Source organism: Nocardioides albidus, assembly GCF_006335005.1.
Taxonomy (GTDB): Bacteria; Actinomycetota; Actinomycetes; order Propionibacteriales; family Nocardioidaceae; genus Nocardioides; species Nocardioides albidus.
In genome coordinates, this window is record NZ_VDMP01000017.1 from 141,237 (window position 1) to 157,476 (window position 16,240).

The 16,240-nt window shown below is 69.9% G+C and carries 12 protein-coding genes, 1 tRNA gene and 1 pseudogene; 12 read left to right on the top strand and 2 right to left on the bottom strand.

Features of this window, described 5'->3' with window-relative positions:
* The 8 genes and pseudogenes from FHP29_RS22510 to pyk all read left to right on the top strand — a co-directional run.
* A pseudogene (locus FHP29_RS22510) lies at window positions 1-164 on the top strand (indole-3-glycerol-phosphate synthase TrpC); the annotation flags it as partial.
* The gene (gene trpB / locus FHP29_RS05030; RefSeq protein WP_139621751.1) at window positions 161-1,393 is read left to right on the top strand and encodes a tryptophan synthase subunit beta; all 1,233 of its coding nucleotides are present in this window, start codon (window positions 161-163) and stop codon (window positions 1,391-1,393) included. The pseudogene FHP29_RS22510 and the gene trpB, both read left to right, overlap by 4 nt.
* Window positions 1,390-2,211, top strand: coding sequence for a tryptophan synthase subunit alpha (gene trpA / locus FHP29_RS05035; protein ID WP_139621752.1), 822 nt, complete (start codon window positions 1,390-1,392; stop codon window positions 2,209-2,211). The genes trpB and trpA overlap by 4 nt, the downstream gene beginning before the upstream one ends.
* A complete protein-coding gene (locus FHP29_RS05040; RefSeq protein ID WP_240044317.1) occupies window positions 2,204-2,818 on the top strand; it encodes an SCO family protein in 615 nt (204 codons plus the stop codon). Before trpA ends, FHP29_RS05040 begins: the two co-directional genes overlap by 8 nt.
* 8 nt (window positions 2,819-2,826) lie before the next feature.
* The gene (gene lgt, locus FHP29_RS05045) at window positions 2,827-3,798 is read left to right on the top strand and encodes a prolipoprotein diacylglyceryl transferase (protein WP_139621753.1); all 972 of its coding nucleotides are present in this window, start codon (window positions 2,827-2,829) and stop codon (window positions 3,796-3,798) included.
* A 129-nt stretch (window positions 3,799-3,927) separates the two neighbouring features.
* The gene (gene gltB, locus FHP29_RS05050) at window positions 3,928-8,493 is read left to right on the top strand and encodes a glutamate synthase large subunit (protein WP_139621754.1); all 4,566 of its coding nucleotides are present in this window, start codon (window positions 3,928-3,930) and stop codon (window positions 8,491-8,493) included.
* Window positions 8,486-9,967, top strand: coding sequence for a glutamate synthase subunit beta (locus FHP29_RS05055; protein WP_139621755.1), 1,482 nt, complete (start codon window positions 8,486-8,488; stop codon window positions 9,965-9,967). Before gltB ends, FHP29_RS05055 begins: the two co-directional genes overlap by 8 nt.
* 92 nt (window positions 9,968-10,059) lie before the next feature.
* Window positions 10,060-11,523: a pyruvate kinase gene (gene pyk / locus FHP29_RS05060; RefSeq protein WP_139621756.1), complete on the top strand. Its 1,464-nt coding sequence runs from the start codon at window positions 10,060-10,062 to the stop codon at window positions 11,521-11,523.
* A 3-nt stretch (window positions 11,524-11,526) separates the two neighbouring features.
* Here pyk and FHP29_RS22515 read toward each other — a convergent pair whose 3' ends face one another.
* Together FHP29_RS22515 and FHP29_RS05070 are read right to left on the bottom strand one after the other, a co-directional pair.
* Window positions 11,527-12,030 carry a hypothetical protein gene (locus FHP29_RS22515; RefSeq protein ID WP_240044318.1) on the bottom strand — a complete coding sequence of 168 codons (504 nt, stop codon included), beginning with the start codon at window positions 12,028-12,030 and terminating at the stop codon, window positions 11,527-11,529.
* 319 nt (window positions 12,031-12,349) lie between these two features.
* Window positions 12,350-12,432: transfer RNA gene (locus FHP29_RS05070), tRNA-Leu, on the bottom strand.
* Between the two features lie 69 nt (window positions 12,433-12,501).
* On the opposite strand from FHP29_RS05070, the gene FHP29_RS05075 reads away from it, so the two are divergent.
* From FHP29_RS05075 to FHP29_RS05090, 4 genes are all read left to right on the top strand, one after another.
* Window positions 12,502-13,128 (top strand): ANTAR domain-containing response regulator, encoded by a 627-nt coding sequence (locus FHP29_RS05075; RefSeq protein ID WP_139621757.1) that lies wholly within the window; start codon window positions 12,502-12,504, stop codon window positions 13,126-13,128.
* A 191-nt stretch (window positions 13,129-13,319) separates the two neighbouring features.
* Window positions 13,320-14,456 carry a branched-chain amino acid ABC transporter substrate-binding protein gene (locus FHP29_RS05080; RefSeq protein ID WP_139621758.1) on the top strand — a complete coding sequence of 379 codons (1,137 nt, stop codon included), beginning with the start codon at window positions 13,320-13,322 and terminating at the stop codon, window positions 14,454-14,456.
* An 89-nt stretch (window positions 14,457-14,545) separates the two neighbouring features.
* Window positions 14,546-15,535 carry a branched-chain amino acid ABC transporter permease gene (locus FHP29_RS05085; RefSeq protein WP_139621759.1) on the top strand — a complete coding sequence of 330 codons (990 nt, stop codon included), beginning with the start codon at window positions 14,546-14,548 and terminating at the stop codon, window positions 15,533-15,535.
* Window positions 15,532-16,240: ABC transporter permease subunit (locus FHP29_RS05090; protein WP_420813387.1), on the top strand; the 709-nt coding region annotated here is incomplete at its 3' end. The genes FHP29_RS05085 and FHP29_RS05090, both read left to right, overlap by 4 nt.

Here is a 16,240-nt window from a genome sequence, read left to right on the forward strand (position 1 = left end):
ATCGCGTCAAGGTCGCCGAGTCCGGCATCTTCGGGCCCGAGGACGTCGCGCGGTTCGTCGGCGAGGGCGCCCAGGTGGTGCTCGTCGGGGAGGCGCTCGTGCGCGAATCAGGAATGGGCGGCGCCCGGAGGGCCGTCGCCGCGATGACAGGGATTGGTCGATGAGCAGCACCGGAACGACAGGCAACTACGACGCCGACGCGCTCGGCTGGTTCGGTGGCCCCGGCGCCTTCGGCGGCCGCTTCATGCCCGAGGCACTGATCGCCGCGCTCGACGAGCTCGACGTGGCGTGGCAGCAGGCGATGGCCGATCCCGCGTTCACCGGTGAGTTCGAGCGCCTGCTCCACGAGTACGCCGGCGTCCCCAGCATGGTCTACGACGCCACCCGGCTCTCCGAGCACGCCGGCGCGCGGATCCTGCTCAAGCGCGAGGACCTCAACCACACCGGCGCCCACAAGATCCGCAACGTGCTCGGCCAGGCCCTGCTGACCAAGCGGATGGGCAAGAAGCGGGTCATCGCGGAGACCGGAGCGGGCCAGCACGGCGTCGCCTCGGCCACCGCCGCCGCCTACCTCGGTCTCGACTGCACGGTCTACATGGGCGAGGTCGACACGGAGCGGCAGGCGCTCAACGTGGCGCGGATGCAGCTCCTCGGCGCCGAGGTGATCCCCGTGAAGAGCGGTTCGCGCACGCTCAAGGACGCCATCAACGAGGCGCTGCGCGACTGGGTCGCCAGCGTCGACGAGACCGCCTATCTGTTCGGCACCGCGGCCGGGCCCCACCCGTTCCCGAGCCTGGTGCTCAGCTTCGTGCGGGGGATCGGCGACGAGGCGCGCCAGCAGTGCCTCGACCAGTACGGCGCCCTCCCGGACGCGGTCGCCGCGTGCGTGGGCGGAGGGTCCAACGCGATCGGCCTGTTCGCGGGCTTCGTCGACGACCCCGACGTCGCCATCTACGGCTTCGAGGCCGGGGGTGACGGCGTCGAGACCGGCCGTCACGCCGCGACCATCTTCGCCGGCTCGATCGGCGTGCTCCACGGCGCGCGGACCTTCGTGCTGCAGGACGAGGACGGCCAGACCGTCGAGTCCCACTCGATCTCAGCCGGCCTCGACTACCCGGGCGTCGGGCCGCAGCACTCCGCCCTGTCGGCGGCCGGTCGGGCGACGTACCTGCCCGTGACCGACACCGAGGCGATGGACGCGATGGCCCTCCTGGCGCGCACCGAGGGGATCATCCCCGCGATCGAGTCGGCGCACGCCGTCGCCGGCGCGCTGCGGGTCGCGAAGGAGCGCCCGGGCCAGACGATCCTGGTCAACCTCTCGGGGCGCGGCGACAAGGACATGGGCACCGCCATGGAGTGGTTCCACCTCGGCGAGGCGGGGGAGCAGCAGTGAGCGCCACCAGCAACACCGGCATCGCGTTCGAGAAGGCGCGGGCCGAGGGCCGGGCGACGCTGGTCGGCTACCTGCCGGCGGGCTTCCCCGACGTGGAGGGCAGCATCGCCGCTCTCAAGGTCATGGTCGAGTCGGGCTGCGACGTCATCGAGATCGGCCTGCCCTACAGCGATCCGGTCATGGACGGGCCGTCCATCCAGGCAGCGGCCCAGCAGGCCCTCGACGCTGGTGTGCGGACGACCGACGTGCTGCGCGTCGTCGAGGCGGTCGCCGCCACCGGCACGCCCACGCTGGTGATGACCTATTGGAACCCCGTGGAGAAGTACGGCGTCGAGCGGTTCGCCCAGGATCTGGCCAACGCCGGGGGAGCGGGCCTGATCACCCCCGACCTCACGCCGGACTTCGCCCCGGAGTGGATCGCGGCCGCCGACGCGCGCGATCTCGACAAGGTCTTCCTCGTCGCCCCGTCGTCGACCGACGAGCGGATCGCGATGACGACGGCCGCCTGCCGTGGCTTCGTCTACGCGACCGGGATCATGGGCGTGACGGGCACCAAGCAGACGACGGCCGAGGGCGTGGCCCCGCTGATCGCCCGGACGAGGGCGATGAGCCCGACCGGGGGAACCGCCCTCCCGGTCGGCGTCGGGGTCGGCGTCAGCACCGGTGTGCAGGCGGCCGACCTCGCGGCGTACGCCGACGGCGTCATCGTGGGCACCGCGTTCGTCCGCACCCTGCTCGACCATCCGGGGGACCGTTCCGCCGGCCTCGCCGCGCTCGCGGCCCTCACCGAGGAGCTCGCCGGAGGCGTGCGTGCCTGAGTCCAGGCCGAGGGGCCGACGACTGGCGCTGCTCGTGATGCTGGTCGGCTTGGTGCTCACGGCCTGCCGCAGCGAGCCGGAGACCTTCACGGGGAGCCGGCTGACCAAGCCCTACGACGCCGCGGACATCGCACTGACCGACACGAGCGGCACCCCGTACTCGCTCGGCGCCGACACCACCAAGCCGCTCACCCTGGTCTTCTTCGGCTACTCCAGCTGCCCGGACTACTGCCCGATGGTGATGAACAACCTCGCCGCCGCGATGAACCGGCTCGACGCCGCGGACCGCAAGCGGGTGGACGTCGTCTTCGTGACCACCGACCCCGCGCGCGACGACCAGCAGACCCTGCGCACCTACCTCGACGGCTACGACAAGGGCTTCATCGGGCTCACCGGCGACCTCGAGTCGATCATCGACGTCGGCGACTCCCTGCATGTCTACGTCAACGACGGGGTCAAGCTGCCCACGGGGGGCTACGACCTCGGCGGCCACTCGACCATCACGCTCGCCCTCGACAGTCGCCATCAGGCGGTCGCACTGTGGAACCAGGAGACCTCCAGTACGGAGTTCGCCTCCGACATCCACACGCTGCTGACCGAGAAGTAGGAGTCGCCGTGCTTCCCGAGCTCATCGCCGCCACCATCCCGAGCCCCTCGCAGGGCGTGTGGCACCTCGGGCCGTTCCCGCTGCGTGGCTACGCGTTGTGCATCATCCTCGGCATCGTCGTGGCGATCTGGATCGGCGAGCGGCGCTGGCAGGCGCGCGGCGGCACGCTCGGCGAGATCCAGGACGTCGCCATCTGGGCGGTCCCGTTCGGCCTGGTCGGTGCCCGGCTCTACCACGTGGCGACGGACTGGGAGAAGTACTTCGGCGACGGTGGCAAGCCCGTCGAGGCCCTCTACGTGTGGCACGGCGGACTCGGCATCTGGGGTGGCGTGGGGCTCGGCGCGGTCGGTGCCCTGATCGGCGCCCGTCGCCGCGGCATCCGGGTGCTGCCCCTCCTCGACACGCTCGCCCCCGGGGTGCTGGTCGCCCAGGCCATCGGGCGCTGGGGCAACTGGTTCAACCAGGAGCTCTACGGCCGGCCCACCGACCTGCCCTGGGGTCTGGAGATCGATCGCGCCCACTTCAGCGGCGCGTACCTGGCCCAGAACCCCGATGTGCCGTCGGTCGACCAGTGCGCCTCCACGCCCGACCTCGCCGGCTGTGTCGCGACCTTCCACCCGACGTATCTCTACGAGTGCCTGTGGAACCTCGCCGCGTTCGCGCTCATCATCTGGCTCGAGCGGCGCTTCCGGCTCGGCCACGGCCGGGTGCTGGCGGTCTACGTCATGGCCTACACGCTGGGCCGCGGCTGGATCGAGGACCTGCGCATCGACGACGTGCAGCTCGACGACGTCCTCGGGCTGCGCTTCAACGTGTGGACCTCGATCGTGCTCTTCGTCCTCGCGGCCGCCTACTTCGTGTGGGCGAGCCGGAACCGGCCGGGTCGCGAGGAGAGCGTGTACGTCGACGGGCGGGTGCCGGACAGCCCGGACAGCCCGGACGATGTGACGGTCGACGCATCCACGGACGAAAACGGTTGAACACACCGTGTTGACATGCTGCTAACCTGAGGCCTCCGCCGCGTGGGCCAATGCTGTCCCCTGCGCCCCACCTTCTGTGGTCCGTCCTCTCGAGGCCCGGACACAGACGTAGTCGACGGGAGAACCCAGGTGCCCTACACGCACGCGTTCCCGCCGCCCGAGGGTCTCTACGACCCGCGTCACGAGCACGACGCCTGCGGCGTCGCCTTCGTCGCGACGCTGACCGGTGTGGCCAGCCACGACATCGTGGCCAAGGCCCTGACGGCCCTGCGCAACCTCGATCACCGCGGAGCCGCGGGGGCCGAGCCCAACTCCGGCGACGGCGCCGGCATCCTCATGCAGGTCCCCGACGCGTTCCTGCGCGCTGTCGCGGCCGAGGCCGGGTTCACCCTGCCGGCCGCGGGAGGCTACGCCGTCGGCACCGCCTTCGTGCCCGGCGACGAGGGTGAGGTCGCCAAGACGCGCGGCCGGATCGAGGAGATCGCCGCCGAGGAGGGCCTCACGGTCCTGGGCTGGCGCGAGGTCCCGGTCAACCCGTCGATCCTCGGCACCATGGCCCTCAGCGTGATGCCGACGTTCGCGCAGGTGTTCGTCCAGGCTGCCGGCGGTCCGCTCAACGGCATGGACCTCGAACGGCTCGCCTTCTGCCTGCGCAAGCGCGCGGAGCGGGAGACCGACGTCTACTTCCCGTCGCTGTCGTCGCGGACGCTGGCCTACAAGGGCATGCTCACCACCGACCAGCTCGACAGCTTCTTCCCCGACCTGGTCGATGAGCGGATGGCCTCGGCGCTCGCCGTCGTCCACTCGCGGTTCTCGACCAACACCTTCCCGAGCTGGCCGCTGTCGCACCCGTTCCGGTTCATCGCGCACAACGGCGAGATCAACACGGTGATGGGCAACCGCAACTGGATGCGGGCCCGCGAGGCGCTGCTGGCCTCCGACGCCATCCCCGGCGACTTCGAGCGGCTCTTCCCGATCTGCACCCCCGGTGCGTCGGACTCCGCGTCCTTCGACGAGGTCCTCGAGCTCCTCCACATGGGCGGTCGCAGCCTGCCGCACGCGGTGCTGATGATGATCCCGGAGGCCTGGGAGAACCACACCGAGATGGAGCAGAAGCGGCGCGACTTCTACCGCTTCCACTCCGCCACCATGGAGCCGTGGGACGGCCCGGCCTGCGTCGTGTTCACCGACGGCACCCAGATCGGCGCGGTCCTCGACCGCAACGGCCTGCGCCCCTCCCGCTTCTGGGTCACCGACGACGGGTTGGTCGTGCTCGCCTCCGAGGTCGGCGTGCTCGACCTCGACCCGGCCACCGTGGTCCGCAAGGGCCGTCTCCAGCCGGGCCGGATGTTCCTCGTCGACACCGAGGAGCACCGGATCATCGAGGACGAGGAGATCAAGGACCAGCTCGCCTCGGAGCACCCGTACGGCGAGTGGCTGCACGGCGGCATCATCCACCTCGACGACATCCCCGAGCGCGAGCACATCGTGCACACCCACGCCTCGGTCACCCGTCGCCAGCAGATCTTCGGCTACACCGAGGAGGAGCTGCGCGTCATCCTCACGCCGATGGCCAACACCGGCGGCGAGGCGCTCGGGTCGATGGGCACCGACACGCCCATCGCCGCGCTCAGCGACAAGCCGCGGCTGCTGTTCGACTACTTCAGCCAGCTCTTCGCGCAGGTCACGAACCCGCCGCTGGACGCGATCCGCGAGGAGCTCGTCACCTCGCTCAACGGCACGATCGGACCCGAGGCCAACCTCCTCGAGCCGGGCCCGGCGTCCTGTCGCCAGATCGTGGTCCCGTTCCCGGTCATCTCCAACGACGACCTGGTCAAGATCCGCCACATCAACCGCGACGGCGACCACCCGGGCTTCCAGACCCACGTGGCCCGTGGCCTGTACGACGTCGATGGGGGCGGCGCCGCGATGGCGGCCCGGCTCGACGAGATCTGCCAGGAGGTCTCGGCCGCGATCGAGACCGGCGCGCGGATCATCGTGCTCTCCGACCGGCACGCGACGGCGGACCTGGCGCCGATCCCGTCGCTGCTGCTCACCGGCGCGGTCCACCACCACCTGGTCCGGGAGAAGACCCGCACCCAGGTCGGCCTCCTCGTCGAGGCCGGCGACGTGCGCGAGGTGCACCACGTGGCGCTCCTCGTCGGCTACGGCGCGGCGGCGGTCAACCCGTACCTCGCCATGGAGAGCGTCGAGGACCTCGCCCGCGAGCGCTACTACGTCAAGACCGAGCCCGAGCAGGCCGTCAACAACCTGATCAAGGCGCTCGGCAAGGGCGTCGTGAAGGTCATGTCGAAGATCGGCGTGAGCACCGTGGCGTCGTACACCGGAGCGCAGATCTTCGAGTGCGTCGGTCTCTCCCAGTCGGTCGTCGACAAGTACTTCACCGGCACCACCTCCAAGCTCGGCGGCGTCGAGCTCGACGTGGTCGCCCAGGAGGTCGCCGCCCGGCACGCCAAGGCCTACCCGCCGGCCGGCATCGCACCCGCGCACCGCGAGCTCGAGATCGGCGGCGAGTACCAGTGGCGCCGCGAGGGCGAGCCCCACCTGTTCAACCCGGAGACGGTGTTCCGCCTGCAGCACTCGACCCGGACCGGTCGCTACGACATCTTCAAGCAGTACACGAAGGCCGTCGACGACCAGTCCGAGAAGCTGATGACGCTGCGCGGGCTGTTCAAGTTCAAGGACGCCGGCGCCGTCGGCCGCACCCCGATCCCGATCGACGAGGTCGAGCCGGTCTCGGAGATCGTCAAGCGGTTCTCGACCGGCGCCATGTCCTACGGATCGATCTCGCGCGAGGCGCACGAGACCCTCGCGATCGCGATGAACCGGCTGGGCGCCAAGTCCAACACCGGTGAGGGCGGCGAGGACGCCGATCGGCTCTACGACCCCGAGCGGCGCAGCTCGATCAAGCAGGTCGCCTCCGGCCGCTTCGGCGTGACCTCGGAGTACCTCACCAACGCCGACGACATCCAGATCAAGATGGCGCAGGGCGCGAAGCCCGGCGAGGGTGGCCAGCTGCCCGGCAACAAGGTCTACCCGTGGGTGGCCAAGACCCGGCACTCGACGCCGGGCGTCGGCCTGATCAGCCCGCCGCCGCACCACGACATCTACTCGATCGAGGACCTGGCGCAGCTGATCCACGACCTCAAGAACGCCAACCCGTCGGCCCGCGTGCACGTCAAGCTGGTCTCCGAGGTCGGTGTCGGCACGGTCGCCGCGGGTGTGTCGAAGGCCCACGCGGACGTCGTCCTGGTCTCGGGACACGACGGAGGGACGGGCGCCTCGCCCCTGACCTCGCTCAAGCACGCCGGTGGACCCTGGGAGCTCGGTCTCGCCGAGACCCAGCAGACGCTGCTGCTCAACGGTCTGCGCGACCGGATCGTCGTCCAGACCGACGGCCAGCTCAAGACCGGTCGCGACGTCGTCATCGCCGCACTGCTCGGCGCCGAGGAGTTCGGCTTCGCGACCGCCCCGCTGGTGGTCTCCGGCTGCATCCTGATGCGGGTCTGCCACCTCGACACCTGTCCGGTCGGGGTCGCGACCCAGAACCCCACCCTGCGCTCGCGGTTCAGCGGCAAGGCGGAGTACGTCGTCAACTTCTTCGAGTTCATCGCCGAGGAGGTCCGCGAGCTGCTGGCGCAGCTGGGCTTCCGGTCGATCGAGGAGGCCATCGGCCAGGTCGACGTCCTCGACACCGTCGACGCCGAGCGGCACTGGAAGGCCAAGGGCCTCGACCTCGCGCCGATCCTGCACAAGGTCGAGATCGCCGACACCCACTTCCCGGACCAGGACCTGCGCAACACCGGCGGCCAGGACCACGGTCTCGAGCGTTCGCTCGACATGACCGAGATCCTCCCGCTCGCGGCGCCGGCCCTCGAGTCGGGCGAGCCGGTGCGGGCGCAGCTGTCGATCCGCAACGTCAACCGCACCGTGGGCACGATCCTCGGCCACGAGGTCACCAAGCGGTACGGCGGCGAGGGTCTGCCCGACGGGACGATCGACCTGACGTTCGTCGGCTCGGCCGGCCAGTCCTTCGGCGCGTTCGTGCCGCGCGGCATCACGCTGCGCCTCGAGGGCGACGCCAACGACTACGTCGGCAAGGGTCTCTCGGGCGGCCGGATCGCGATCCGGCCCGACCGGAGCGCCACGTTCCGTGCCGAGGAGCACGTCATCGCCGGCAACACCATCGCCTACGGCGCGACCTCGGGGCAGATCCTCATCCGCGGCAGCGTCGGCGAGCGGTGCTGCGTGCGCAACTCGGGTGCCACGATCGTCACCGAGGGCGTCGGCGACCACGGCTGCGAGTACATGACCGGCGGCCGCGTGGTCGTCCTCGGCAAGACCGGCCGCAACTTCGCGGCCGGCATGTCGGGCGGCATCGCCTGGGTCCTCGATCTCGCGGAGTCCCGGGTCAACGGCGAGCTGGTCGACCTGCGTCCGGTCTCCGAGGCGTACGCCTCGGAGCTGCAGCAGATCGTGCGGGCGCACGCCGAGGAGACCGGCTCCGAGGTCGCCGAGGCGCTGCTGGCCGACTGGGAGGCCGCACTGCCGCGGTTCACCGAGGTCATGCCGCGCGACTATGCGAAGGTCCTGGCGGTGCAGGCCGAGGCGGAGGCCGCGGGCCTCGACGCCGACGCTTCGGCCGCACGAGTGATGGAGGTCCTCCATGGCTGACCCGAAGGGTTTCTTGAAGCACGACCGCGAGGTCGCCACCCGGCGCCCCGTCGAGGAGCGGGTCGACGACTGGAACGAGGTCTACCCGGGCGGGATCGGTCGTGCGCTGCTGCCGATCATCAACGTCCAGGCCAGTCGCTGCATGGACTGCGGCATCCCGTTCTGTCACTCCGGTTGCCCGCTGGGCAACATCATCCCGGAGTGGAACGACCTGGTCTGGCGCGACGACTGGGACGGTGCCATCGAGCGCCTGCACGCGACCAACAACTTCCCGGAGTTCACCGGTCGCCTCTGCCCGGCCCCGTGCGAGACGGCGTGCGTGCTCGGCATCAACCAGCCGGCGGTCACGATCAAGAACATCGAGGTCGCGATCATCGACCGGGCCTACGAGTCCGGCTACGTGCGGCCGCAGCCGCCGGAGTGGCTCACCGGCAAGACGGTGGCCGTGATCGGCTCCGGTCCCGCGGGTCTGGCCGCTGCCCAGCAGCTGACCCGGGCCGGCCACACCGTGGCCGTCTACGAGCGGGCCGACCAGCCGGGCGGTCTGCTGCGCTACGGCATCCCCGAGTTCAAGATGGAGAAGAAGCACCTCGAGCGCCGGCTCGACCAGATGCGGCGCGAGGGCACGGTCTTCCGCTCCGGCGTCGAGGTCGGCACCGGCAAGCTCACCGGCGACGCGCTGAAGAACCGCTTCGACGCCGTCGTGCTGGCCATCGGCTCCACCGTTCCGCGTGACCTGCCGGTCCCGGGCCGGGAGCTCAAGGGCATCCACCAGGCCATGGAGTTCCTGCCCCAGGCCAACCGGGTCGCGCTCGGGGAGGCCCCGACAGTGGACGGCTCGGACCAGATCCGCGCGGACGGCAAGCACGTCGTGATCATCGGCGGCGGCGACACCGGCGCCGACTGCCTCGGCACCTCGACCCGTCAGGGCGCCGCGTCGATCACGCAGCTGGAGATCATGCCGCGCCCGACGGAGGACCGTCCCGACGGACAGCCGTGGCCGACGTACCCGATGACCTATCGGGTCTCCTCCGCGCACGAGGAGGGCGGCGAGCGGGTGTACGCCGTCTCCACCCAGGAGTTCCTCGGTGACGAGGACGGCAACGTCCGGGCACTGCGCCTGGTCGAGGTCTCCTTCGAGAACGGCAGGCTGGTCGAGCACGAGGGCACCGAGCGCGAGATCCCGGCCGACCTGGTCCTCCTCGCGATGGGCTTCGTCGGCCCCGAGCAGGGCGGGCTGGTCGAGCAGCTGGGCCTCGAGCTCGACGAGCGCGGCAACGTCAAGCGCGACGACGCCTATGCGACGAATGTCGAGGGTGTGTTCGTGGCCGGTGACGCCGGTCGCGGCCAGTCGCTCATCGTGTGGGCGATCGCGGAGGGCCGTGCGGCCGCCGCCGGGGTGGACACCTTCCTCTCCGGGAGCACCCAGCTGCCCGCGCCGATCCCGCCGACAGCGCGCCCGCTGGTGGTCTGACCCGCCGGCTCGATCGATCACCCCGACCCACTCCGTCCAGAACGGGGTGGGTCGGGTGTTTAACGATCCAAAAAGGCCGCTAGGCTGAGGCCGTGCGGAGAGCGAAGATCGTGTGCACCCTGGGTCCGGCCACGAGTTCCGAACGGAGGATCCGCGAGCTCGTGTACGCCGGGATGGATGTCGCCCGGCTCAACATGAGCCACGGCAGCCACGAGCAGCATGCCGAGGCCTACCGCCTGGTCCGGGCGGCGTCGGACGCCTCGGGCCACGGGGTCGGCATCCTCGCCGACCTGCAGGGGCCCAAGATCCGCCTCGAGCGGTTCAGCGACGGCCCGGTCCTCCTTCAGCGCGGTCAGCGCTGGACGATCACGACGCGCGACGTCGACGGCGACGCCGAGATCTGCGGGACGACGTACAAGGGCCTGCCGGGCGACGTGTCGCCCGGCGACCCGCTGCTCATCGACGACGGCAAGGTGCGCCTGCGCGTCGTCGAGGTCGTCGACGGCACCGACGTCGTCACCGAGGTCCTGGTCGCCGGCAAGGTGAGCAACAACAAGGGCATCAACCTGCCCGGCGTCGCGGTCTCGGTCCCGGCCCTGTCCGAGAAGGACACCGAGGACCTGCGCTTCGCGCTGCGCCTCGGCGTCGACTTCATCGCCCTCAGCTTCGTGCGCAACGCCGCCGACGCCGAGGACGTGCGCAAGATCATGCGCGAGGAGGGGGTGATGATCCCCGTCATCGCGAAGATCGAGAAGCCCCAGGCCATCGACAACCTCGACGAGGTCATCGACGCCTTCGACGCCTTCATGGTCGCCCGCGGCGACCTCGGCGTGGAGTGTCCCCTCGAGGAGGTGCCCTTCCTGCAGAAGCGGATCATCGTCGCCGCACGCCGCAACGCGAAGCCGGTCATCGTCGCGACCCAGATGCTCGAGTCGATGATCGCCAGCCCGTCCCCGACCCGCGCCGAGGCGAGCGACGTCGCCAACGCCGTCCTCGACGGTGCCGACGCGGTCATGCTCTCCGGCGAGACCAGCGTGGGGGAGCACCCCGTGCACACGGTCGAGACGATGGCGCGGATCATCTCCGCCACCGAGGAGCACGCCCTGGTCGACCAGACCTTCAGCCGCTTCGGCCGCATCGAGTGGGACCCGCACACCACCTCCGGCGTCATCACCAAGGCCGCCGAGGAGGTCGCCCTGCGTGTCGGTGCGAAGTACGTCGTCGCCTTCACCCAGTCCGGTGACTCGGCGCGGCGCCTGGCCCGCCTGCGCAGCCCGATCCCCGTCCTCGCCTTCACCCCCGAGGCGCGGGCCCGCTCGCAGCTCGCGGTGAGCTGGGGTGTCGAGGCCTTCCAGACCTCCACGGTCGAGCACACCGACGAGATGGTCCGCCAGGTCGACGAGGAGCTGCTCAAGATCGGCCGGGTCAAGGAGGGCGACCGGGTCGTCATCGTCGCCGGCAGCCCTCCCGGCATCCCCGGCTCCACCAACGCGCTGCGCGTGCACCGGATGGGCGACGCGATCAACGAGGTCGCCCCGGCGTACCGGCGCGGCTGAGCCTCACGACTTCAGTCCGATCAGCGCGTCCAGTCGAGCCACCGCTTCGCGGCGGGACACGCTGATCACCCGGGTGTTGGATGGGCGCCACGGGATCGCGACCAGGTCGAGCGCCCAGCAGCAGAGTTCGCGGATGTCCGCCGAGGCGTTGCAGAACTGCCAGCGGGGATAGCGGTAGACCTTGGGCTCCCCGGCGACCGGACGGCGTGCCCAGTTGTTGACCCGTGCACCGTCAGAATGGAACAGACCCCGCAGGAACGGCCCGGGGTGGCACTCGACGATCGAGCGCTGCCAGTCCTCGAGGACGATGGGACGCTCGTGCTTGCGTCCGGGGCCGTGCTGGGGGAACAGACAGAGCCAGTGCTGCCAGGACGCCGTGGTGATGATGCAGCCGGGCGCCCTCCGCGTGTGCGGACGGCCGCCGGGCTTGACCCGCGCCATCAGATCGAGCAGGTGGGCGTTGTCATCGACGTACTTCTCGTCGTTGAAGACATGCAGGTTCCACACGGTCCCGCGCCCGCGGGAGATGTGGCCGTCGCCGAGATATCACCCGAGGAGCTCCGCGTACGCCTTGTGATCGAGGTCGGCGCCCGCACACCGCGGGCAAGGCACCGATGTGTGTGTCTGGCCGCGGGGTAAGCCGCGACGTTGGTATTGGCGTCGCCACCGACGGATCGTCTTGACCGCCACGCCGTGCTTGGCCGCGTTGTCGGCGTCGGGCATGCCGGCATCGGAGTCACGCAGCGCGCTCTCGACGACTTGGGTGGGCCGGACGTGGACCATGGCACAGGGTGCCTCGAAAGTCCGGCACAACCCGCCGAAGGAGTGCCGGGTGTGGGATTCGAACCCACATGCCCTTTCGGACAACGCTTTTTGAGAGCGCCGCGTATGCCGTTCCGCCAACCCGGCCGGGTGACGAGCAAACCGTAGCCGAGACACTCCTCCGCCTCCGCACCGCCCGGCCGATAGCCTGATCCCGTGACCGAGACCGCCCCGACCGAGCACGCAGAGCCTGCTGAGCCCCGCACCGTGGTCATCGCCGAGGACGAGACGCTGATCCGGATGGACCTCGCCGAGATGCTGGCCGAGGAGGGCTACGACGTCGTCGGGCAGGCCGGCGACGGGCAGAAGGCGATCGAGCTCGCCGAGGAGCTGCGGCCCGACCTGGTCATCCTCGACGTGAAGATGCCGGTGCTCGACGGGATCGCGGCGGCGGAGGCGATCGCCGGGCAGCGGATCGCGCCGGTCGTCATGCTGACGGCGTTCTCGCAGCGCGACCTCGTCGAGCGGGCGCGCGAGGCCGGCGCCATGTCCTATCTCGTCAAGCCGTTCTCGCAGTCGGACCTGGTGCCGGCGATCGAGATGGCGGTGAGCCGGTTCGCCGAGATCCGCCAGCTCGAGAGCGAGGTCAGCGACCTCACCGAGCGCCTCGAGACGCGCAAGGCCGTGGACCGCGCCAAGGGCATCCTCCAGCAGCAGCTCTCGCTCTCCGAGGCCGAGGCCTTCCGGTGGATCCAGAAGACCGCGATGGACCTGCGCATGTCGATGCGGGAGGTCGCCGACGGCATCGTCAGCCACGGCGTCCCGGGGACCTCCGCGCCCTGACAGTGATCGGCTCGACCGGAAATCGTCCGACGTCCGGGTCGTCCAGGTAACAGATTCGTCATGATTTGTGACCTTGCCCACCGAGTTGCTTCCGCCGGCCCCCGCGCCGGTGTAGGTTCCGGCCGCAGGACAACCAACGGTGGGGCGGCAGACCGCTGCCAGCCGGAACGACAGAGGAAGCGGGAATTGTCTTGAGGCGTAACAAGGTATTCGCCACCGGCGTCGCAGCGCTGGCTCTCGGTCTGAGCCTGACCGCGTGCGGCACCACGGAGGACGGCGGGAACGGTGGGAGCGACGCCGACTGCGACGTGAAGCTGGCCTTCTTCGGTCCCGAGACCGGCGACGCCGCCGGCCTCGGAAAGCCGATCATCCAGGGCACCCAGCTGGCGATCGACCAGTACAACGAGGACGCCGACTGCAAGGTCGAGTTCGTCAAGTACGACTCGCAGGGCAGCCCGGACGAGGCGCCCGCGCTGGCGACCGAGGCCGCCGGTGACGAGAGCCTGATCGGCGTGGTCGGTCCGGCGTTCTCCGGCGAGTCCGCTGCCGCCGGTGACACGTTCGCCGAGGCGGGCCTGCCGACGATCACCCCGTCGGCGACCAACCCGACCCTGGCCGACAACGGGTGGGACACCTTCCACCGCGCGCTCGGCAACGACGCGACCCAGGGTCCGGCCGCCGCGAAGTACATCAAGGACACCGTCAAGGCCGGGAAGGTGTTCGTCATCGACGACGCCTCGGAGTACGGCGCGGGCCTGGCCGGCATCGTCGAGAAGGACCTCGCCGACGCCGTGGTGGGCACCGACACCATCCAGCAGAAGCAGACCGACTTCTCCGCGACCGTCACCAAGGTGACCGACGCCAAGCCGGACGCGGTGTTCTTCGGCGGCTACTACGCCGAGGCGACCATCCTGGTCGGCCAGCTCCGTGACGGAGGCTTCGACGGCACGTTCGTCGTGGCCGACGGTGTGAAGGACCCGGCGTTCCTCGACGCGAAGGACGCCGCCGAGGGCACCATCATCACCTGCCCCTGCATCCCCGACACCGAGCCGGCCGTGGCCGAGTTCGCCGCGGACTACGAGGCGGAGTTCGGCGAGGCTCCCGGCACGTACGCCGCCGAGGCCTACGACGCCGCGACGATCTTCCTCGACGGCATCGACGAGGGCGTCGACAACCGCGCCGACATGCTCGAGTTCGTCAACAACTACGACGACGAGGGCATCACCAAGCAGCTGAAGTTCGACGAGAAGGGCGAGCCGGCTGACGTCCACGTGTACGCCTACACGGTGAAGGGCGGGGCGATCGTCCCCGAGGGCGAGATCAAGTGATCGATCGCTGATCGTTCCAACATGACAGGAGGCGCGGCCGGGGACGAAGTCCCCGGCCGTGTCCCTGTCCAGAACTGGGGGCTGACGCCTTGAATTTCGAATTCCTCTTCAACAACCTTCCCGAGCTCACCATCACTGGGCTCGCGTTCGGTGCGATCTATGCACTCGTCGCGCTCGGCTACACCATGGTCTACGGCGTGCTGCAGCTCATCAACTTCGCCCACTCCGAGGTGTTCATGTACGGCACCTTCGCGATGCTGTGGACGGTCATGGCGCTCAACGGCGCCGAGGCCGACGGAGTGAAGCTGATCGCCATCCTCATCGCCGCGCTGTTCCTGGCGATGCTGATGTCCGCCGCGATCGCGCTGATCCTGGAGCGGGTGGCCTACCGGCCGCTGATCAAGAGGGACGCGCCTCGATTGATCGCTCTCATCTCGGCCATCGGCGCCTCCTTCGTCCTGGCGGAGCTGATGGGTCTGCGCGACAAGGTCGCCGAGTGGCTCGGTCTCGACGACAACCTCGACGACTACGTGTCCGGTGCCCGCATCAACAACAGCATGGCCGGCGTCCTCGAGAAGCCCCGCTTCGACGTCGCGGGCGTGTCCGTCTCGAGCATCGACCTCATCGTCATCGTCGCTGCCGTGGGGATGATGGTCCTGCTCGACCAGTTCGTCCGGCGCTCCCGCCTCGGCAAGGGCATCCGGGCCACGGCCCAGGACCCGGAGACGGCGTCGCTGATGGGCGTCAACCCGACGCGGACGATCCAGGTCACCTTCCTGATCGGCGGCATCATGGCCGGTATCGCGGCCTTCCTCTACATGCTCAAGATCGAGACGACCCGCTTCGACGTGGGCTTCCTGCTCGGCGTCAAGGCGTTCACGGCAGCCGTGCTCGGCGGCATCGGCAACCTGCGCGGTGCCCTTCTCGGCGGCCTGATCCTCGGCGTCGCCGAGAACTGGGGCTCGGCGCTGTTCGGCACCGAGTGGCGCGACGTCATCGCGTTCGTGCTGCTGGTCCTGATCCTCCTCGTCAGGCCCACCGGCCTTCTCGGCGAGTCGCTCGGAAAGGCACGCGCATGAAGAACAAGCTCACCGGCCTGCCGAAGCCGGTCAAGATCCTGCTCTGGGTGCTGCTCGCGCTCTTCGCCTACGCACTCCCGCTGCTCGAACCCCCGATCATCTCGACGCCCGGCGTCGACTTCGGTGGCGTGCTGTTCACCGTCAGCATCTACTGCCTGGTGGCGCTCGGCCTCAACATCGTCGTCGGGTACGCCGGACTGCTCGACCTCGGGTACGTCGGCTTCTACGCCATCGGCGCCTACACGGTCGCGATCCTCACCTCGTTCCACGCGAGCTGGCCGCTGCTGCTGGCCATCCCGGTCGGGGTCGTGGCGGCGATGGTCTCCGGTGTCCTGCTGGGCGCTCCCACCCTGCGCGTGCGCGGCGACTACCTCGCCATCGTGACGCTCGGCTTCGGTGAGATCATCCGGCTGGTCGCGGTCAACACCGAGTGGCTCGGCGACACCCGCGGCATCAAGAACATCGCGAAGCCGCCGGGCGTCGGTGGTGATGAGGGCTGGTTCCAGATCCCGCACCTGTTCTGGGGGGACGGCACGGTCCTGCTCGACACCGAGGACACCACGAAGTTCCTCTTCTTCGGCGTCCTCGACCAGATCCCGTACTACTGGATGGCCCTGACCGCGGTCATCATCGTGCTGATCGCGGACATCCTCATCAAGAACAGCCGGGTCGGCCGCGCCTGGGAGGCGACCCGCGAGGACGAGG